16 protein-coding genes and 3 pseudogenes are annotated in these 20,906 nt (G+C 43.3%); 10 read left to right on the top strand and 9 right to left on the bottom strand.

Features of this window, described 5'->3' with window-relative positions; genetic code table 11:
• Positions 1-709: pseudogene (locus RID09_RS12390) on the bottom strand (RNA-guided endonuclease InsQ/TnpB family protein); the annotation flags it as partial.
• 142 nt (positions 710-851) lie between these two features.
• Positions 852-1,589, bottom strand: a pseudogene (locus RID09_RS12385) (SagB/ThcOx family dehydrogenase); the annotation flags it as partial.
• Between the two features lie 558 nt (positions 1,590-2,147).
• Between RID09_RS12385 and dcm the strand changes: the two are divergent.
• A complete protein-coding gene (gene dcm, locus RID09_RS12380; RefSeq protein ID WP_446336243.1) occupies positions 2,148-3,458 on the top strand; it encodes a DNA (cytosine-5-)-methyltransferase in 1,311 nt (436 codons plus the stop codon).
• Complete coding sequence (locus tag RID09_RS12375) at positions 3,404-3,952, top strand: nuclear transport factor 2 family protein (RefSeq protein ID WP_446336242.1); 549 nt, start codon at positions 3,404-3,406, stop codon at positions 3,950-3,952. The genes dcm and RID09_RS12375 overlap by 55 nt, the downstream gene beginning before the upstream one ends.
• A gap of 156 nt (positions 3,953-4,108) precedes the next feature.
• Here the strand turns inward: RID09_RS12375 and RID09_RS12370 are convergent, their stop codons facing one another.
• On the bottom strand, positions 4,109-5,173 hold the full coding sequence (locus RID09_RS12370) for a potassium channel family protein (RefSeq protein ID WP_446336246.1): 1,065 nt from the start codon (positions 5,171-5,173) through the stop codon (positions 4,109-4,111).
• Between the two features lie 91 nt (positions 5,174-5,264).
• Here RID09_RS12370 and RID09_RS12365 point away from each other — a divergent pair, with 91 nt between their 5' ends.
• Positions 5,265-6,554: an ABC transporter substrate-binding protein gene (locus tag RID09_RS12365; RefSeq protein WP_446336241.1), complete on the top strand. Its 1,290-nt coding sequence runs from the start codon at positions 5,265-5,267 to the stop codon at positions 6,552-6,554.
• Between the two features lie 210 nt (positions 6,555-6,764).
• Complete coding sequence (locus RID09_RS12360) at positions 6,765-7,448, top strand: class I SAM-dependent methyltransferase (RefSeq protein ID WP_446336240.1); 684 nt, start codon at positions 6,765-6,767, stop codon at positions 7,446-7,448.
• 91 nt (positions 7,449-7,539) lie between these two features.
• On the opposite strand, the gene RID09_RS12355 is transcribed toward RID09_RS12360, so the two are convergent.
• Both RID09_RS12355 and RID09_RS12350 read right to left on the bottom strand, forming a co-directional pair.
• Positions 7,540-8,121 carry a Uma2 family endonuclease gene (locus tag RID09_RS12355; RefSeq protein ID WP_446336239.1) on the bottom strand — a complete coding sequence of 194 codons (582 nt, stop codon included), beginning with the start codon at positions 8,119-8,121 and terminating at the stop codon, positions 7,540-7,542.
• 11 nt (positions 8,122-8,132) lie between these two features.
• On the bottom strand, positions 8,133-8,375 hold the full coding sequence (locus tag RID09_RS12350) for a hypothetical protein (RefSeq protein WP_446336238.1): 243 nt from the start codon (positions 8,373-8,375) through the stop codon (positions 8,133-8,135).
• A 45-nt stretch (positions 8,376-8,420) separates the two neighbouring features.
• Between RID09_RS12350 and RID09_RS12345 the strand changes: the two genes are divergently transcribed.
• Both RID09_RS12345 and RID09_RS12340 read left to right on the top strand, forming a co-directional pair.
• Positions 8,421-8,684 (top strand): hypothetical protein, encoded by a 264-nt coding sequence (locus RID09_RS12345; RefSeq protein ID WP_446336237.1) that lies wholly within the window; start codon positions 8,421-8,423, stop codon positions 8,682-8,684.
• Positions 8,668-8,997: a type II toxin-antitoxin system RelE/ParE family toxin gene (locus RID09_RS12340; RefSeq protein WP_446336236.1), complete on the top strand. Its 330-nt coding sequence runs from the start codon at positions 8,668-8,670 to the stop codon at positions 8,995-8,997. Before RID09_RS12345 ends, RID09_RS12340 begins: the two co-directional genes overlap by 17 nt.
• A gap of 67 nt (positions 8,998-9,064) precedes the next feature.
• Here the strand turns inward: RID09_RS12340 and RID09_RS12335 are convergent, their stop codons facing one another.
• Positions 9,065-13,243, bottom strand: a complete 4,179-nt coding sequence (locus tag RID09_RS12335) for an AAA domain-containing protein (protein ID WP_446336235.1) — start codon at positions 13,241-13,243, stop codon at positions 9,065-9,067.
• A gap of 558 nt (positions 13,244-13,801) precedes the next feature.
• On the opposite strand from RID09_RS12335, the gene RID09_RS12330 reads away from it, so the two are divergent.
• On the top strand, positions 13,802-15,190 hold the full coding sequence (locus RID09_RS12330; protein WP_446336245.1) for a GTP-binding protein: 1,389 nt from the start codon (positions 13,802-13,804) through the stop codon (positions 15,188-15,190).
• A 46-nt stretch (positions 15,191-15,236) separates the two neighbouring features.
• Here the strand turns inward: RID09_RS12330 and RID09_RS12325 are convergent, their stop codons facing one another.
• The 3 genes from RID09_RS12325 to RID09_RS12315 form a co-directional block, all read right to left on the bottom strand.
• Positions 15,237-15,542: a hypothetical protein gene (locus tag RID09_RS12325; RefSeq protein WP_446336234.1), complete on the bottom strand. Its 306-nt coding sequence runs from the start codon at positions 15,540-15,542 to the stop codon at positions 15,237-15,239.
• A 245-nt stretch (positions 15,543-15,787) separates the two neighbouring features.
• Positions 15,788-16,696 carry a GTPase Era gene (era, locus tag RID09_RS12320; protein WP_446336244.1) on the bottom strand — a complete coding sequence of 303 codons (909 nt, stop codon included), beginning with the start codon at positions 16,694-16,696 and terminating at the stop codon, positions 15,788-15,790.
• A 305-nt stretch (positions 16,697-17,001) separates the two neighbouring features.
• Positions 17,002-18,129: a succinylglutamate desuccinylase gene (locus RID09_RS12315; RefSeq protein WP_446336233.1), complete on the bottom strand. Its 1,128-nt coding sequence runs from the start codon at positions 18,127-18,129 to the stop codon at positions 17,002-17,004.
• A gap of 102 nt (positions 18,130-18,231) precedes the next feature.
• Here RID09_RS12315 and aroC point away from each other — a divergent pair, with 102 nt between their 5' ends.
• The 3 genes and pseudogenes from aroC to RID09_RS12300 form a co-directional block, all read left to right on the top strand.
• Positions 18,232-19,326: a chorismate synthase gene (gene aroC, locus RID09_RS12310; protein WP_446336232.1), complete on the top strand. Its 1,095-nt coding sequence runs from the start codon at positions 18,232-18,234 to the stop codon at positions 19,324-19,326.
• A 7-nt stretch (positions 19,327-19,333) separates the two neighbouring features.
• On the top strand, positions 19,334-20,182 hold the full coding sequence (locus RID09_RS12305; RefSeq protein WP_446336231.1) for an MBL fold metallo-hydrolase: 849 nt from the start codon (positions 19,334-19,336) through the stop codon (positions 20,180-20,182).
• Between the two features lie 120 nt (positions 20,183-20,302).
• A pseudogene (locus RID09_RS12300) lies at positions 20,303-20,431 on the top strand (CRISPR-associated endonuclease Cas2); the annotation flags it as partial.
• Positions 20,432-20,906 lie beyond the last annotated feature (475 nt).

Below are 20,906 nucleotides of genomic sequence, written 5' to 3'. Positions count from 1 at the left end.
CCCTTCCCGACAGCCGTTTCAAGATTTCTCGACATCTACGCCGAGTCGTCCTCGTGCCTTTCGGGGCTTTATTCTGGAGAGATGCTCTAACTTGGGAAAACTTATCTCTGACCTGTTGGATGTCTGTACCGTCCCACTTCTCGCCAACGGAAGTCACAGCAATATCGCGTCGTCCCAAGTCAATGCCAAGAGTCTTCTTGGTGTCGGTTGGGGTGGGGGCGTCATCCTTGACTTGGATGTGCAGATAGTACTGTCCATCACGGTGTTTGCATAACTGAGCTGAAGTTGGGTTGGTTCCTTTGAGTTTACCTCTCTGGTAATTCCCAGCTTTTAACTCAATTCGCTCTCTGCCGCAAATGGTAGCTAGGCTTACTGTCCAGTCTTGTTCCCTAAACCGAAACAAGTCCTTATCACAGTCCATACTGCTTGGGGTAAACCCCTTGACAGACTTACCCTTGTGCAAGGCTACCTTGCGGTTAGCAGCTACCCTTGCACAAGCCCTGACTGCCATATTTGCCACCAAGTTGAATTCGGTCTTGATGGTTTGGTAAACCAAAGATTGAATAGCTATTTTGTTGGTCAGTTTTGGGTCTGTGTGTGCGTTCACATAGTTGCAAGCATCCGCAAACGCCTGAAGGGTTGCCTCTAAGAAGGCAATTTGTTCAGGAGAGGGTTGAAGCTTTACAACTATCGTGAAAACTTGGTTCATACTATCAATTATACCACTTAATGGGGAGTAATTGAAAATACTTCGGGTGTTGAACCCTCGTATTTTCCGCTATCCCCCTACGGCTTACCTCCACTTCGTTCCGGTTGAAGCCATAGCCCCTCGCGATTTAGGTGGGTTGAGAGAGGCTATTTTGTCCCTGGAGTTGATCGGCGAGGGGAACAACTGCGATCGCGCCCTCTTGTTCAGGGTTAAGATAAAGCAGATCATTCACCTTTTGATCGACAAAGCCACCAATCAGATAGGGGCGATACCCCGTTAACGCACCAGCCAGTTCAATATTACCCAACAAATGACCCGTATCCAGAAATATCCGGCGATAGGCGCGGTCTTCATAACGCCAAGCCGAACGATAAAATATAGCTGTGGTGATTATCGCCAGTTCCGTTGTCTCTAAGCTAGGATGCTGGAAACAGGCATCTTGTAGCGCCAACCAAACCTCACTATCCCAAAAATGCACCAGAGAATGGTTCGGACACTGATAGTTATAGAGTCCTGGCGGTAAGATAGAAGTACCCCGAGAAATTAAATAGACTTCCGCCGGATACAATCCCCCCGCCGACGGCGCCGCCCTTAAATAAACGGGAGGTCCAATCATCGTTTCCATTTTAGCGGTTAAGCCATAGCTGCACAAGAGCAACCGTGACAACCGCCACCAACGTTTCCCCGGTTCCTGGGTGAACCCTTGGGGATCTTCTTTGAGATAGGGCTTCAGGTCAATGGTCGTTCCTAGTTTATACTCTTTAAAGGGTATTGGTTGATTGTCCCAGTCTAGTCGCTTATTTTTGGACGCGATCGTCTCCGGATCGTATTTGGTACGCTCGTGATAATGTTGCGCGATCGATAATTGTGGGTTGGACATCGTTTTTCTCGGTTGGTTTTTGCTCTGGCTCTTATCTAGAAGTTTTTAATAGTGTCCTTTCGGCTCGTCAAAACAGAAACCCACTCAACCTTCATAGCTCTTAGTTTTACCCTAGTGGAATGGGTCAAAAGTTAACGGTTGATGGGCGTGTACTTGGAGCCGTATAAGGGTGAATCATTTCCAACCTAGATAATAAAACATCCCTGGATAGAATACAAAATTGAGTTACTCAATTTTAGGGGCGACAACCGGATTTTATCGTCTGCAGCGTGAAGAAATGCTCTTCTGTGATGCCTAATTGCTAGATAAAGAGTCGCTGTCATCCCCTAAACTGACTTTCTTGATTATGGGATGAAAAATCTCGTCGTTTGGATACCGAGAAATCTAGTTAATTAGTCCCGATTTTGCCCTGAATTAAGTACATATTTATCACAAATAAATTTATTTGTCAATCCACCTAAGCAGGGAATATGAATTTTGATAATTCTTAAAAAAAGTTAGAAAAAATGTAGTTTTAGCTACGTTGAGCGATACTAAACTATATTATCTAGATCGAGTATGATCAAAATCCGGTTTATTGATTTATTTGCAGGCATAGGGGGAATGCGCCTAGGCTTTGAACAAGCTGCTGATTCCTTAAACTGCAAAACTGAATGTGTTTTAGCGAGTGAAATCAGTGCAGATTGTCAATGGGTTTACCAAAATAATTTTAACCATGAGGTCTTAGGAGATATCCGGGCAATTAACCAATTACCGCCCCATGACTTTTTATTGGCAGGTTTTCCTTGTCAGTCTTTTTCCTACGCGGGGAAGAAGGCAGGATTTGGAGACACGAGAGGAACATTGTTTTTTGAAATATTGAGATTAATAGATACCTGTAAACCTCAAGCCTTAATTTTTGAAAATGTTCGCGGTCTTTATAGTCATGATCAGGGTAAAACTTTAGCAACAATCAAGCATGAAATTAAAAATCGAGGATATAGCTTCGATACATTTCTATTAAACAGTTCTAATTTTGGATTACCACAAAACCGGGTTCGCCTGTATATGGTTGGTATTTTAGGGGTTTCGCCAAAATTCGAGTTGATTTCTGATGTGGGTTCGCCCGATTCCCATTCTTATAATTGTCAGCAGCTATCCTTATTTAATCCATTAAGTAAACCTGTTGCTGTGGCTAATATATTAGAAGATAATCCTGATTCTAAATATGATTGTTCGCCTGAGTTTGTTGAAGCCTTAAAAACCCGGTTAAACAACAATTTAACTCAATTGCATGGTCGGCGACTTATTGATTATCGAGGGGGAAATTCTCTGCACTCATGGGAACTGGGTTTACGCGGAAAATGTAGTCCGGAAGAAATTGAGTTAATGAACCGTTTTATTTTAAAGCGTCGGAATAAAGTATTTGGTCGTCATCAAGATGGTAAATTGCTTAGTCGAGAGCAAATCGCCAGCTTTTTTAATCATCCCCATCTTGACCAGATTCTTGACTCACTCGTAGCCAAAAAATATTTACAAGTTGTTGATTGCAAATACAAGCCTGTATCGGGTAACTTCTCCTTTGAGGTTTATAAATTTTTAGATCCCCGTAAAATATCAGTCACGTTGGTGGCTAGCGATGCCAATCGATTAGGAATTTATCACAATCATCGAGTCCGGAGAATCACACCGCGAGAAGCCGCACGTCTCCAGGGATTTGCCGATGATTTTATCTTGCATTTTAATGATGATAAAGCGTACTATCAGTTAGGGAATTCAGTCAGTATCAATGTTGTGAAAGCTGTCGCCAGTGACGTTATTTTAAATACATTACCATGTCAAAGCGCCAACAAAAGTTTGATACCGCTCAACTCTCTATCGGGAGGGTAATTATCGCCGCGATCGCGTTGGCTATCTTGAGTTACTCCAACCTTACAGATAGCGCCGTTGCAGCTAATCTCCATTCCTGTTCTAATTTATCAAAGGGTAGTATTATAACGATGATTTCACCAGACACCAAACCCATCAAACCAACGATTACGGAACTGATCCAACGGCAAGCGCAAGCTTGGGAAACGGCTGACTCAGATAAAATTATCGCTGATTTTGCCGAAGATAGTGTATTTATTGTCCCCGTTTCTAAATTCATAGGTAAATCGCAAATTAAGGCAGCAGCGGACGATTACTTTGCAAAAGTTACAGACATTCAGATTACAATTAAAACTATAATATTTCAGCATAACAAAGGAGCTGTAGAATGGATTTGGTATCAAAAAAGCAAAGAAACTGATGAACGATCAAAAACTGACGATGCCATTATCTTTGAAATTGAACAAGGCAAGATTAAATACTGGCGAGAATATATGGACAATCAATCTAAATAAAATTTGCTGAATAACTTGAAAGTGTCGATGATAGTTGAAAATTAATAACAATGCCCTACATAAGCCTAGATACGATCAAAACGAATACAGTTTATGACTGACAAACTCAACTTGAGGAGTTGAAGTTATGAAAACTGTTCCTTATTCCCGATTCAATCAACTATGCTTAGGTTGTCGTAGCCAGGGAGAACGTAGGGGACTGAGGATGCGATTGAGTAAGCGAATTTGTTCGGCTGTTCCCATGCAGATGAGTACATCTCCGGATAGTAGCGGGGTTTCACCATTAGGTCCAGCGATCAAATTGCCATCGGCGCGGCGAATTGCCAAAACTAATGCCCCAGTTTGCGATCGCAAATGAGCTTCCCGCAGCGTTTTTCCAATAAAGGGACAGGTTTCAGCATCAATCAGAAACTCTTCCATGTAAAATGAACGATCAGCCCCAGTGAGAATCCCATCCACAAAGTCCATCACTTGGGGTCTTAGGGCAGCCGATGCCATGCGCTTCCCCCCGGTGATGTAGGGGGATACAACAGCATCTGCACCCGCACGCTGAAGCTTTTTCAGGGCTTCTTCGGAACTTGCCCGCGCGATCGCCCGAATTTTTGGGTTGAGGGTTTTGGCGGAGAGGATGGTATACAGATTTTCGGCATCAGACGGTAACGCGGCGACTAAACAAATCGCCTTTTCGATACCCACCGCCAGCAGGGTACTATCTAAAGTCGCATCCCCTTGGGCAACAATATAACCCAACTCCCGCGCCTCCTCTACCTGATCAACTTGAGAGTCGATCGTGACAAACAGAATCCCCTCAGCCTTAAACTCTAAGGCAATCTGACGCCCTGTACGCCCAAAGCCGCAGAGAATGTAGTGGTTATTTAAGGTATCAATCAAGCGTCGTCTTTGCCTCAGTCGAATTCCTTGTTGAAAGTAGCCTTGAATTAGGGCTTCTGTAAAGCGATTGACAATATAACCAATGGCGACAAGACCCATTAAAATCAGGGAAATAGTAAACAGGCGTCCGCGATCGCCCAGAGGATTTGTCTCTCCATAGCCAACCGTCGCCAGAGTAATGATCGTCATGTAGGCAGCATCCGACCATGACCACCCCTCCACCAGTTTGTACCATAACGTACCGATGAGAGCGACTCCCAAGAGGGCAAGTCCACCACCAATCAGTTCTTTCCGCAAACGTTGATATTTCTCTTCCAGGGTTGAGTACAAGGAGACGAATGATTGATAACTATTCCCATAATCAGCTACTTTCACTTTAGGATAAAATTTTCACATTGCGTCCCTGGAGTATAGAGAACGGATGTTCATCCAAAAAATCGGTAAGCTGACTTTTTTATACCTGAGTTTATTGATACTGTTAACGGCTTGCAGTCTTCCGGGAGAACAATCAAGCCAAACGGTGACACTCATGGGTACGCTAACCGGCAAAGGAATTCAAGAAGTGCAACAAGTGGTAGCCCCCTTTACCGAGGCGACGGGGATAAAGGTAAAGTATGAGGGAACGGATGCTTTCGCCACAGTGTTACCCGTGCGGGTTGACTCAGGAAATCCACCGGATCTCGCCCTGTTCCCGCAACTCGGTTTAATGGCAGACTTTGCCAGAGATGGGAAACTGATACCCATTGAGCAAATTTTGTCACCCGCACAATTGTCAGACGCATTTTCTCAGAACTGGCTCAAGTTAGCGCCTGTTGATGATACCCTTTACGGTATCTGGTATCGGGTGTACCTGAAAAGTTTGGTTTGGTATAGCCCAGCCGCCTTTGCCGAAAAGGGTTATCGAGTTCCGACAACCTGGGATGAAATGATGGCATTATCTGACCAAATTGTGGCAGATGGGGGAGTTCCTTGGTGTATTGGTTTCGCCAGTGGTGATGCAACGGGTTGGGTGGGGACAGACTGGATCGAGGATATCATGCTACGAACCGTGGAACCCCAGGTTTATGACCAATGGGTGAACCACGAGATTCCCTTCAATCATCCAGGGGTTAAAAATGCCTTTGAGAAGTTTGGTACGATTGCCTTAAATCCTCAGTATGTTGTTGGGGGGAAAACGGGTATTCAGAGTATTTTCTTTGGGGATTCACCTAAGTCACTATTTGATCAGCCGCCCGGATGTTATATGCATCGCCAAGCCACGTTTATTTCCTCATTTTTCCCGGAGGATGTGGTGTTGGGGAAAGATGTTGATATTTTTCCGTTTCCCAGTATTAATCCAGACCTAGGTGTGCCGTTATTAGTGGGGGGACAAATCATAGGCATGTTTAATGATACCCCAGAGGCACGGCAGTTAATGGAGTATTTGATTTCTGTGGAACCCCATGAAATTTTAGCCGGAATCAAAGGGTCAATTTCACCCCACAAACAGGTGAGTTTAGAGGTTTACCCTGATGAGGTGACCAAGCGTCAAGCTAAACTCTTATTATCTGACGATGAAATCATTCGCTACGACGCTTCGGATCTGTTCCCTGGAGCCGTAGGAACGGGGACATTCTGGACAGGTGTTATTGACTATGTTTCCGGAAAAGATTTGGATCGGATCTTGCGGAATATTGAGGTAAGTTGGCTCGATGCAAAAGTTGGGAACTGAGTCAGGATTTGGATAGCGCAAGGCAGAGTAATCGCGCCCTGGCTTTGATCAATGACACTATTGATTAATTATATTTTCTGATTTTCAGACCCAACTCCATTCACATTATAGACTAGATTGATCACGCAAAAGCTTCGTTTAAGCCTATAATAAGGTTTGTTTATTACCATAAATCAGAGAAAACCCAAGAAGTCTTTATATTAGAAAACGATGTTTGAACAACAACCCAAACAGCTACGACAGAAGGTAGATTTTTTGGCGACACAAGCCCTAGAAAAATCTGATCCCTCTGGATGGTTTGAAATCCTCTATTCCCAAGCCAAGGGTGATCCTGAACAAGTACCGTGGGCGCGTTTGCAAACCCATCCCTATTTCCAAGATTGGCTAGATAAAAATAAGCCAAAAGGAAATAATCCCTCGGCTTTAGTCATTGGCTGCGGATTAGGTGATGATGCAGAAGCCTTGGCTAGATTAGGTTTCAACGTGACAGCCTTTGATATTTCCCCAACCGCGATCGCATGGTGTCAGCAACGATTCCCAAACTCCCCGGTTACCTACGTTGTGGCTGATTTGTTCGCCTTAGATCCGGCTTGGCGTCATCAGTTTGACTTGGTATTAGAATGTCGGAATATCCAAGCGTTACCGTTAAATGTACGATCAACTGTGATTGATGCGATCGCGTCTTTAGTAGCTAAGGGAGGAACTCTATTAGTAATCACCCGATTTCGCCAGACAGATGCTGAACCCGATGGTCCACCTTGGGCGCTTTCTGACAGGGAACTTGCCCAATTTCAGGAGTTAGGATTAGAGGAAGTTCATCGGGATAGCTTTATTGAAGCAGAGAACCCTTCTGTTGAACAGCTTCGGCTTGAATATAGGCGATCAAAACAGTAGAGGTGAGCCGACTTAATAGCGAAACCCTGGATATACTGTAGGGTGGGCATTGCCCACCAGCATACCAGTCAGTGTCATTCGACTTACTATTTCAATCAGATAAAATTCCGGTCAAATCCAAGACAAATTCAGGCAGAATTGATTCTCCTGATAATGTCGTCGGCTGGTTGAGAGTTTCTACAGCTTGATTAGGGCGATAAATTTCTACAGTTTGCATCTGGGGATCAATTAACCAACCCAGTAGTAAACCATTTGCCAGATATTCTTGCATTTTTGCCTGAATATCTTCTAATTCGTCGCTCAAAGAACGTAACTCTACTAAAAAATAAGGACACAGGGGGACAAACTTTTTCCGTTGTTCTGGGGTTAAAGCTTGCCAACGATCTAATCGTACCCAAGCCGCATCAGGAGAGCGAATTGCACCATTAGGTAAGCGAAAACCTGTAGACGAGTCAAAAGCAACTCCTAAATTACTCTGACTGCTCCAATTTTCTAAACGAGCGCATAACTTCATGTTACGTCTACCCGTTTCCCCCCCAGTTAATGCCATAACGACTAATTCTCCCTGTGCAGTTCTTTCCAATTTTAAGTCTCGATTAGCGCGGCAAATCTGCTCAAACTGTTCATCGGTAAGGGTGAGGGTGGGACGTAAGTTTAAGGTGATGGCTGTCATAGCGTTTTCGATTATAAGCGGTTACTAACATGATAGAAAATTTGCCGGATGGGGGATGCGATCGCGTCTTGGGTGATGACACAGGGAACCCTATTATTCGTGATGACGTGATTTCGCCAGACAGAGGCTGAACCCGATGATCCACCTTGGGTATTGACTTGAGTATAATCCGAAAGTGTAGCCGACTCAAGCCGTCTGGCTAAATGCAATGCTTCTGTTTCATCCCCCTGATAAATCGCCAGGGATTTAACCATAGCTGTGTTGTAAAATTGAAAGAGTCATTACCCATAAAGCTATCTATGCTAAGAACAGTTGAAGGCGTTTATCAGAACGGACAAATTCAGCTAACTGAACTCCCACCAGATGTGAGCGATCGCGCCCAAGTTTTGGTTACTTTTATTGAAGCCGGAAAAATCAATCCTGAACAACTGCGCCAATTGATTGAGCAATTAGAAACAATTGCAGGTATCCAGCAAGGTTTGGCTGAAGTTGATGCCGGAAAAGCTCGCCCTATTGGAGATTTTATCCAAGACATTGAGCAAAACTATGGCATTTCAGATTGAAATTACCCCGATTGCTGAAGCTCAGATTGAGCAAGCCTATCGTTGGTATCGGGAACGTAATCCAGCATTTGCGGATCGCTGGTTCCGAGGATTGATGAACGCGATCGCAACGCTTCAAGAAAAACCCCAGCGTTGTGCTTTAGCTGTTGAACATGAGATTTTTCCAGAACAAGTCCGACAATTACTTTACGGAAAATCCAAAAATATCTATCGAGTGCTATTTATGGTTCGAGAACAAACAGTATACATTTTGTACGTGCGACATAGCGCTCAAGCACCGATGACGGTAGATGATTTAGAGGATGAAGTCTAAACTCTGTTGGTATTTATATCAACGCATTATCTTGGGATTTGGGAGAGCTTATAGGAGTTAACACTACTTAATTATTTAATCTCGTTGTGAATACCTCTACTGTATGCTCACTAATATTTTCAGTAAAAATAAGTTGTGAACATTCAGAACGTAACGCTTTCCATAGCATCGTTTCTTCATAGTGTTCAAATTCTGCGGGAATGTAATCTAGGAGAGTTTTAGAGCAGACAACAATTAATCGTTCTTGAACACGAGAAAAGGCAACATTAGAGCGATTGAGATTGAGTATAAATTCCACATTTTTAGTGATTGCAGATGGATCGCTTGCTGTTGCAGAAACAATTACATTTGGACGTTCACCACCTTGCAATTTTTCCACAGTATCAATTACATCAACAGCGTTTCCATAATAATCTGCTAACTCTCTTTTCAGTAGTGTTCGTTGGGCGCAATGTGGTGTAACAATTGCAATTGCTCCATCAGGCATTTCTCCACCTGTATCAAGAATCCGTTTAATAATTTCTACTTCAAGTGGATTACTGCGTCTTGACTGACGTTCAGAATGAAGAACAAGATAAAGACCTCTGTTTCTTTGTAGCAGCTTTCCCAAAGTTTCATCTATGACTTGATTTTCTTCCGCTGCTTCAATATTTTCTATCCCTTGTAATTCAATATCATCTAAACGATAAAGACGAGCAATAAGTTCACGAATAACTGGTGGTAAACGAAATGTCAAGCTTAAAGCAGAACGTATAATTTCTTCATTAGTAACGTTAGTATCTGAGTTTTCTTTGAGATTTTGAATAGCTTGATACGCACTAACATAGGGTTGGTAAACTAAAACAGGAGGTCGGTCTTCATTTTCCCAGTCATGAGCAACAATAGGAGCAAGCTGTCGGTGATCTCCTGCCAACATAATCTCACCATTATTTTTGACTAATGTAGCTATAGCAAGGAAATGGGGAAATACCATCATACTGGCTTCATCAATGATGAGAGTAGTTGTTTGAAAACATTGAGGATATTTCCTCTGGAATCGTGGTTTACTATTTAACTCATCGACCATTTTTAATATTGCATTAGTTGTTCCTCCAATAACTAAAATGGCATTTGAACACATTTCATTAACTTTAGTTACACAAGGGCGGGCAGGGAAAACAGTAACTTTTGTTTCTGTAAAAATTTCTTCGTTTCTCGATTCAACTCGACTAAGTTTAATTAATGGTACTGTCAAATTTGAATTAGTGGCAGATTGTATCAACGTAGGTAAAATGCGGTCTAAACGTAAAAGTAAGTTATCTACAGCCGTATGAGTATGAGCCGTAATAAGAACAATATCACCAACAGAACAGCGTGCTAAGATTCTGACAAAAGTAGCGATTGCAGTTGTTTCTGTTTTCCCTGTACCTGGTGGTCCTTGTAAAAGTTGAATTCTGCTCTTTAACCCATCTATTACTGCTGCGATTTGCTTATCATCTAGTTTTTTACCGTTTGCTAGTTGTAAATTTTTGAGTAGATTGTGATATTGTTCTAAATCACTAGATGAAAGCTCAGTTTGAGGTGGTATTTGAGGATTTTGTGGAGCAAACCACTGACAAACATGATTGCCTTGACTATTTTGTAGCTTTTGATCAACCCTTCCAGCTACAAAATCTGAAGGACTTTCATCAATAGTGCCATAGTCATAAATATCTTCTTCGTTTCTATAAAAACGACCACGAAGTTGATAGCGATCTGGACTATTTGTTTGTCTAACTGCAAGTTCAATTCTTCCTTGATCCCAGTCAATTGCTTCCACAACACAGGTACTTCCGCCATTAAACAGTTGTTTTATTGTTTGACCTTGATGTGGAACACCAGAACTAGGACTAAGCCTGACGAAAGAACCTTGTTCAATTGTGCAGTTAGCTTGCAAAACTTCAGCAGTAATATTATATTGATCAAGGTTTAGCTTAGCTGTAAGTTTCCCATTGCCCTGGCAAAGTATATTTTTTACAGGGATTGTTCTCCCTAAAGAAACGCGATAGATAGGTGGAACTAAATGACTAGCAATCCAATCTGTCACCTTAACGTGTTGATCTAAACGGAGAAAATCAATACCTGCTTGAGCAGCATCATCTACACCTAAGCTGAAATCCGGCAAATCAGCAATGGTCAAAGAATCTTTAGTTATGTCTTGATTTTTATACTTAATTCCCTCTTCAACCCATCTAATCGCATGAGTACGAGCGCGAAAATACTCTTTTAAATAATTCGGTTTTTGTGCTTGATTATAACGTTCAATAGAGTTTCTTAATTTTGGTTCAAGTTTTGAGTCATTAGGATCAGGGAGTTTTCGCCAATTGGCACGCCAATACGCTGCACTTAGAGAATTAAAGTATCTTAGTCTAACTTCAAACTGATGTTTACGGACATCTTGAGCGCTTGATGTTGATCTTGCCCATTCCCATTGATGAGAATTATGATTAGCAGTATTTATATCTAAATTCTTTTTAAAATCAAAAACATCTTGAGAAAAAATCTGATCTATATCAACTATTTGTCCAGCAATTTTTCGTCGCCAGTGGTAACGCCGTCCAAACCACTTAAGAGAGGTGACAACTGCTAAATCTCGTCCTGTCCATCCCAAAGCATAACGACGATCTACTTCATCATAAAGACAAGAATAAATTAGTTGTTCTAAACTTTCACGACAACCAAGTAATTCCCGTAAATGACTCAATAGTTGGGAACTGACACGAGAACAACCCTCAACCAGTTGGGTCATTTCTTGACGTGACCAAACATAAAAATGAATTGGAGCTTTTTCTGTTTCGGCAACTTCAGCGATCCTGCCAACTAAGTCTAATAAAAATCCTTGTATTAGTTCTTTTTCAGAACCATTATCTTCTTTATAGTCTCCCTGCCAGGGTGATGTTTTATATCTAATTACATCGCCACCTTCAAGTTCTTTCTCTTTATAAATAGGTTGATTATTCTCATCATGTCCTGCCTCTATATATTCTTTAATATTAGGCTCTGGTTGCCACTTCCCATTTTCCTTCAGTTCAAATTTAGGGTCTAATTTTCCTTCACTCTTAGTTACATGAGCAGCCAGCGCACCAATTCTATTTTCAACATAATCGTATTCAACAGAAAGATAAACCCGGATGAGACGTTCACCATTAATTGAATGTTCTGGCAGTTGACTTTGACCTCTTGAATAATTTGGCAGTTCTTGTACTTCATAAGTATCTGGATCAGAATCGCCCCCAGGAAGGGTTTTCCTCCGGGTTTTTGCTTTTATTGTAAGGAGTTCTAAATTTTCTGTAAAACTAATATCTTGTTGAAGTTTAGCAGCTTGACTCTCTGTTAAATCGAGGTCAGCTAAATCATCAATAGTCGTTATACCTACTTGATGCAAGGCAGTAACTGTTGATGAATCTATTCCCAACAATTGTAAACGACGTTCTCTGGCACTCTCAGCTAAACAATGAACACTGAATACACAATCACTACATTTTTGATCTAACTGGTAATCCAAGTCATCTAAATTAGCGTCAACAATACGCTTTAGCGCACCATCAGTAGCTATGAGACGATTAATATCAGCTTCTATCGTATCCAAATTTAGAGCTTCAGAATTAATAATATCCTGATTTTTATTTGTGTTTTCATCAATGCGGACAACAATACATTCAACATTTTCAGGCTTCAGGTTTATCCCATTGATGGTAATTTGATTTTCTTCTATTAGTTTACGCACGAGCATCCGATATAAAGCAACCTGTACTTGATGATAAGTCCGATCTTTTCGAGATGCTTTACTTTCAACTAAACGCAGTTTAGGTTGAGTGTTTTCCCACAGCACAACAACGAAGTCAATTTGTCCACGAATATTAAATTCTCCGAGATTACCTTCTATGGAAATTTCTCGCCCATAGGCTTTTTGTTGGCTTGGCAAATCTTGTATTTTTTCAACAAATTCATTCCATTCAGTTGCCTGTTCTTTACCAGACCTCTGATTTATTTTAGTTAGATCAAGCAAACCCTCTTTCTGAAGTGAAATCTCCCAGTCATCTTCTCTTCTTCGACCTTCTTCTTCAAGAACTGGATCTAAGGATGTATTAAAGATTAAATTATAAAAAGGAATTTGTTTAGCAAGCTCATGATTGTTATACTTTAACTTAAAGCGGCGATCACAGGATTGAAAACGAATATATTCAGCAATGTCGGTAGCTTTAACTGATGGTCTTGTTATTGACATGATGACATCAATACTATGTAGAGTGTTTTAAAGTCTAAAAAGTTAATTTTGAATTGGAGAAGATTCATCGCATTTCCAAGATGCTTTTCTAGCTGCTTCGTTTTTCGATGCTTTGTGACTCACTCATAATAACTCCAACTTTGTCTCTCCTCTAGCTAGATTACATCTATTATAGAGCCAAGGACGCTAGGATCGAGGTAAACTCAACCCTAGCGCAGGAGGTTTGACAGTCCCTCGACTAAAGTACGAGGGATTCTGCCGACAGAACGTATTCGTTCCCGCTGCGACCGTCAAACGCCGCCTAGCCAGTCAGTTAGATATCCAACTTTCTGGTTACTTACCGTCCTGGTGCTGTCCGCTTTTGGCGGGGTGTCTCCACCAGGGGTGTTAGTACAATTCTACGACAAGAAAATAAACAATAAAGGAAAAAATGGGCGAACATAAGCGAAGCGTGAGCATTCCTCCCCGTTCTGGGGACGCGGGGTTTCCTGTTGGGGAGGATGCATTATGATTTTGACAAACAATTCTCCAGGTTCCAACCAAGACTGGGATTGGGCGATGTGGAGTGTTGACGCGGTTCAGGGGGAACTCCACTACAAACGCGCCCAAGACTCCTTGCGTGAGTTAGTCAGCAATCTTGATTTAACCCCCCAAGAACAAGCGGGGTTAGAGTCGGAAATTGGGGATTTAGCTAATCTCTTGGACAAACTCGAACATAGTTGTGTGCAAATCGCTGCCTTTGGTATGGTAGGACGGGGCAAATCCTCGGTACTGAATGCGTTATTAGGACAACCTGTGTTTGAAACTGGGGCGCTACATGGGGTGACTCAGAATGCTCAAACCGCCAATTGGCAGTTAAGCCAGGAAACCTTGGCAAACAGTGCTCACGAAATCCTGCGGGTGGCGTTACCTAGTATTGGGGAATCCCAAATCCAGTTTATTGATACGCCAGGGATTGATGAAGTCAATGGGGAAACCCGTGAGGCGTTAGCGGTAACTGTTGCCAGACAAGCAGATCTGATTCTATTTATTATCGCTGGGGATATTACCAAAGTCGAATATGAAGCCCTGTCTCAATTACGAGATAGCGGTAAGCCAATGCTACTCGTCTTTAATAAAATTGACCAATATCCCGAAGCCGATCGAGACGTGATTTATCGTAAAATTCGCGATGAACGGGTGAAACAGTTGCTCTCCCCCGCCGAGATTGTCCGGGTGGCGGCTGCACCTTTAGAAGCGGTAGCTGTGCGTCGTGCTGATGGTAGCCGCGCGATTCAACGGCGTCTGGGAACCCCCCAGATTGAAGAATTAAAGCTAAAAATACTAGAAATTTTGCACCGGGAAGGTAAATCCTTAGTCGCCTTAAATTCGATGATGTACGCGGGTGAGGTGAATGAACAACTGGTGCAACGGAAAATGGAGATTCGGGAAGAAAGTGCTAATCAGATGATCTGGAAAGCCGTAATGACCAAATCCGTCGCGATCGCACTCAATCCCGTTACGGTTCTGGATCTACTCACGGCAACGGTTGTAGACGTGGTGATGATTCTAGCATTATCTCGCCTCTACGGTATCTCCATGACCCAGCAAGGTGCTGTGGGATTGCTTCAGAAAATCGCCTTGAGTATGGGGGGAATTGGTGCGAGTGAACTGTTAGCGACATTGGGATTAAGTAGTATTAAGGGATTGCTAGGGCTATCTGCACCCGCCACAGGTGGTGTTACCTTAGCGCCTTATCTGTCTGTCGCCATGACTCAGGCGGGTGTCGCGGGTGTTTCTACTTATGCAATTGGACAAGTGACAAAAGTTTATTTAGCCAATGGTGCCTCTTGGGGAGAAGATGCACCTAAAACTGTAGTTAGTCGCATTCTGGCGTCGTTGGATGAAACCTCTATTCTCAATCGGATTAAAGGAGAATTGGCAGCGAAATTAGGTGGTACGCCTTAAGCATGTAGAGACGTAATATACTACCTCTCTACATGAATACATAACTCTAGTTAACAGGCGTCTCATCTACCTGATCAGGCTGAGAATTAGGTTGCTCAATACCCTCAATCTCTGGGCGAGGTTCACTCTCAGCCGTTGGATTTACATCCAGTATCGGCTTCCCTCCCGATTGTCGTTGCAGGTTCTCCTCCGCTTCCGGATTTTCATCCTGGAGAGTGCGAATTTCTCGCTCTAATTGCTGCCATCCCTGCTCGAAAAATTCTTGAGACGGCGTTCTAGCTTGAGCCATTCCTTGACCCGCTACGCCGATTGTGGTCACAAATGTAGTCAGTATAACAATTGTAAATTTCATCGCGATCGCTCTCCTTAATATACAATATACTGTTGCAGAATGCCGAGTCGGAAACCATTCCCGCCTTACCCTGAACCTATAAGAGTTAGAACAGTTATCCTGCTTCAGAACAGGTTAATTTACCGCTCTGGAGTTGACGTATATCAACCTTTGTGATACTAATTCTAGCTTAAACTTGATGACGACAGCTATAACTCAGAACTCTACCTGTTCCCTGTTCCTTGACAAATGACATAAACGAATAACTATTCCTCCAACCGATACCCCAACTCTGCTAATCTCAGACGAGATTGTCGCCATTTAGGTTGCACTTTGACAAATAATTCTAGATAAACTTTACCCGCAATTAATTTTTGAATTTGCTGACGCGCATCCGAACCAATAGTTTTCAGCATACTGCCCTTTTTTCCAATTAAAATTCCTTTTTGCGACTCCCGTTCAACGTGAATCGTTGCGAGGATGCGAGTAATTTTAGGTTCTTCTTCAACGGCATCAATCGTAATCGCAACGGAATGGGGAACTTCCTGGCGAGTCAACAGCAGAATTTGCTCTCGAATTAATTCTCCCATAATAAAACGTTCGGGTTGATCGGTGACTAAATTCGGCGGATAATAATAGGGACCCGGTTCTAGTCGATCAATTAACTGTTGCTGTAAAGATGCCAACCCGTCACCCGTCAGGGCAGAGAATTTTATCACCTGCCAATTGTGGGGAGCTGCCAGTTGATGATACCCTTCATCTAAGTCTATGCCTGGAGATTGTAAATCTGATTTGTTAATGCCTAGAATTACAGGTGTTGAGGTTTGGGTGAGTAGATTACTAATGTAGCGATCGCCTCCTCCTGCGGGTGTCGCTCCATCCACCACAAATAGCACCACATCCACCGCTTCAATAGCAATCTTAGCATTTTGTACCAAAACTTTCCCCAGTTGATGATGAGGCTTGTGGATTCCTGGCGTATCCACAAAAATCAGTTGGGCATTTTCTGTGGTAAGAATACCCTGTAAGCGGTTGCGGGTGGTTTGGGCGACGGGTGACGTGATGGCAATTTTGAGTCCCACCAATTCATTCATTAACGTCGATTTACCCACATTCGGGCGTCCAATGATACCCACAAAGCCAGATTTAAATCCCTCTGGGGCTTGAGGAATCATTACGGCGTCTGCGTCGGGGATTAAGGTGAAATTGTTGCTTTCTTCCATTTTATAATCTTATATTTTTTTGAGCGACAAAAGCTATAGCAAAAGGCAGAAGCAGCGAAGGTAAGGAGGAAGGTTGCAAGCTAAAAGGACATGATAACTGTTTAAGCGGATAAGACTGATATCCCCAAACCCCCCTTTAATAAGGGGAAACTTATTTTTCCCCCTTATTAAGGGGGGCTAGGGGGGATCTTCTGCTCTTAAATACACTAACCCATCTGTATTTAGCATGTATTAACTCCTCAACTGGCAATACCATACTACATAACTGATAAAATATATTCGCCTTCATTAACAGCATGATTCTTGGCAACGCTAAACACCAAACCATCGGATTCAGCCATAACCTCAATTAATTGAGGTAAATCTCCCTCTCGGTTAAAACTCAGTAATTGATATAAAGACTGACCTGATCTAATTTTACTGCCCAACTGAACTCGTGATTGAATCATACCCCCCGCTGGAGCATAATACTGTTTTATTTGGCTTTTTATGGTAAATTCAACCAATTGAGAGGTTGTGTTGTCTAGGGGCAAATTGGGACAATCTAGCAGTTGTTTTTGTGCTAGATAATTTTTGATACCCATAACTCCTTTTTTTACCGAGTCGGGATTCATTTCCATCCCCGAACCCAGTTCGATTGTCCAGGACTCGACATCAAACTGAATCGTTTTACCCAAGGCTGCCAATTGCTTCTCTAATGCCAACCACGGCTTCATAAAAGCTTCGTCAAAGGCATCGCCATCATATTCATTCATTAAAATACCGCGATTCAAAAGAAAGGCTTTGGCGCTTTCCTCACGACTCTGGAAACAATACAAATAATCAATCGCCTGATTACTGGAACTATGAATATCAATCACATAGTTAGCATCTAAACAGAGGGATTGAAGCTGGTAGCGATAGCGTTCACCAAAGGGAAGTCCGCTAGGAGACTGGAGTTTATCCCCATGTTTTTTAAAGCTAGCTTGAATACGTTGCAAATAATTTTGGCGGATTTCTTCAGGAGAGTGAGACACCTGAAATTCAGCAAACTCAGCTAAATCCTCGTCTTCTTTTTCGTAGTCCCAAAAGATCCGATTCCAATCCTTGCCATCATAGGGATTGAATCGTCCAGTGGCAAAGAAATGATTACGCTGGTTAGTGGCGATAGGATTACAGACAGGAACCAGCCAAATTTCTCCGGTAAGTTGAGAGTCCTCTAAGTGGCTGAAAAACTCAATAAGTTGGTGAATGACAGCATTGCCAACAATTTCTGAACCATGGAGATTGGCTTGGACATAAGCCTTTTTTCCAGGGCTTGCGCCAATAAACCTGTAGACTTGGAGCGAGAGGCGATCGCCTGAGGCAAGATGTTGAATGGGAATTGTCGTAACGGTGGGAACCATAGGGATTGGGTACAGGAAAGTATGAGGGCTAAGGTGTAGGGTGGGCGGAGACGACTAAATCGTTGCTAACATGGAAGACTTAAAGGCATCATCTCGATTATTATGGGTAATAGTTTCGGGCATCTGTTTCGGATTACGACTTATGGGGAATCCCACGGCGGCGGTGTCGGTGTGGTGATCGATGGATGTCCGCCCCAATTAGAGATTTGTGCATCAGAGATTCAGTTTGAACTCGATCGCAGGCGTCCCGGACAAAGCAAGATTACCACCCCGCGCAAGGAAACCGATACTTGTGAAATTCTCTCCGGTGTCTTTGAAGGGAAAACCTTGGGTACTTCCATTGCTATCTTTGTCCCCAACAAAGATACTCGCCCCCAAGATTACTCAGAGATGGCGGTTAAATATCGCCCATCCCACGCCGATGCCACTTATGATGCTAAATATGGGATTCGCAATTGGCAGGGGGGTGGACGTTCCTCAGCACGGGAAACCATTGGTCGAGTGGCGGCGGGTGCGATCGCCAAAAAAATCCTCAAACAGGTTGCCAATGTGGAAATCGTTGGCTATGTTAAACGCATTCAAGATTTAGAAGGCATCGTTGATCCCCACACCGTCACCCTGGAACAGGTTGAAAGTAATATCGTCCGTTGTCCTGATAGTGAATGCGCCCAACGAATGATAGAAAAAATCGAGCTAATCCGGCGTGAAGGGGATTCCATCGGTGGGGTAGTCGAATGTGTCGCCCGCAATGTGCCTAAAGGGCTAGGAGAACCTGTCTTTGATAAGCTGGAAGCGGATCTCGCCAAAGGCGTGATGTCCCTACCCGCTAGCAAAGGCTTTGAGATTGGTTCTGGCTTTGCCGGAACATTGCTCACGGGTTCTGAACATAATGATGAATTCTATCTCGATGATACTGGAGCGGTACGGACGACAACCAACCGTTCTGGTGGCATTCAGGGAGGCATCACAAACGGAGAATCGATTATTTTGCGAGTGGCATTTAAGCCCACTGCTACTATACGAAAAGAACAGCGTACAGTGACCAGTACCGGTGAAGAAACAGTACTTGCTGCCAAAGGGCGTCACGACCCTTGCGTCTTACCCAGGGCTGTGCCTATGGTAGAAGCAATGGTCGCCTTAGTATTATGTGATCACCTACTGCGTCATCAGGGTCAGTGCCATACATTAAAGCCTTAAAATTCCGATGGAAAGCAGTCCTTCCTCTGAGTTCGTTGTCCAATTCTGGGGCGTGCGGGGTAGTATTCCCTCCCCTGGGAAAGAAACCATTCGCTACGGCGGGAACACCTCCTGTGTGGAGATGCGTATCGCTGACAAACGCCTAATTTTTGATGGGGGTACCGGTATCCGGATGCTGGGGAAACATCTAAAGCCCCAACTCCCCGTTGAAGCCTATTGGTTTTTTACCCATTATCACTGGGATCATATTCAGGGCGTACCCTTTTTTGACCCCGCTTTTATCGAGGGTAATCTGTTGCATATTCATGGCGCCGCACCAGATGGGGTGTCCATGCAGCAGCATTTCAAAGAGCGGGTATTGCACTTGAATTCCCCTGTCCCGAAACGTGATATCCAGGCGGATTTGAAATTCTATGACTTAATCTGTGGCGATACGATGACGCTAGGGGATATTACCATTGAAACCAGTCCCCTAAATCATCCCAATGGGGCGATGGGTTACCGGGTAAGTTGGCAGGGACGTTCTGCGGTCTACTGTACCGATACCGAACATTATCCAGATCACTTGGATGAAAATGTGCTGCATTTAGCTCGTGATGCAGATGTCCTGATTTACGATGCCATGTACACTGACCAAGAATACCACAATCCCAAGTCTCCTAAGGTAGGTTGGGGACATTCAACCTGGCAAGAAGGGGTAAAACTCGCCAAAGCCGCCGGCGTCAAACAACTGGCAATTTTTCACCATGAACCCAATCATTCCGATGATATGCTTGATGAAATCGCCATCGAGGTGCAAAGCGCTTGTGAAGGTTCATTTTTGGCAAAGGAAGGACTAATCATTCCGCTTATCTAGAACACAAGTCCAGTCATCGAAATCGATGCTAAAGCCACAGCTTCCGTGAAGTCAACTGTGTATTCTGTGCGGCTTTGAATCTTTATCGCAACGAATACATCAGTTAACAATCGGTTGGTTCAGGTTGAAGGGTTGATTAAGCCGGCGGAGGATTCGGTTCGCATTTATGTGTTGGATGCGGGTGCGGTACGGAAAACGATTACCTACGGTTCAGAAAAACCTCGACAATCGGAGACTCTCATTCTATGATGTGAATAAGCTGATTTTTGACGGGACGAAGCGGGGGCGAGAACCCCGGTCAGCCGTCAAAACGCTAGGAACCTTGAAAATTAAAGATTTCAGCCGTTTTTGGAAAAGGGCGAAAAAAGCAAAAAGTCCATTTCAGCCCCTGGATTCCGTCGATAGGATAGGAAGTTGGTCTATTTCAGCACCAAGCCGATTCATTTTTCCTCCCCTGGGACACTTCCGTGAGGATAACCAGCGCGGACATCGACACGAAAGTCAAGTACCGCCTACCTATTGGTATAACGACATAATCAGGTTTGGGACTCCCGCCTGATAGCGTTAGTTTAAGGGGAGAGGATTTGACACTCCCCGCCCTATAAGTGCGGGGATTCTTAGTTCCGCGACACACCTTACAATTATCTATCCTTGCGGCAATACTTAAACCAAACACCCGTAGAAAACTACCAAGTATTGAGCCTAATTTAGATAACTCCAGAGG

This window comes from Coleofasciculus sp. G1-WW12-02 (genome assembly GCF_040219735.1).
In the GTDB taxonomy this organism is placed as follows: domain Bacteria; phylum Cyanobacteriota; class Cyanobacteriia; order Cyanobacteriales; family Coleofasciculaceae; genus Coleofasciculus.
The sequence above is the reverse complement of the archived record's forward strand: the minus strand, read 5'-3'. Positions and strand labels throughout refer to the sequence as shown.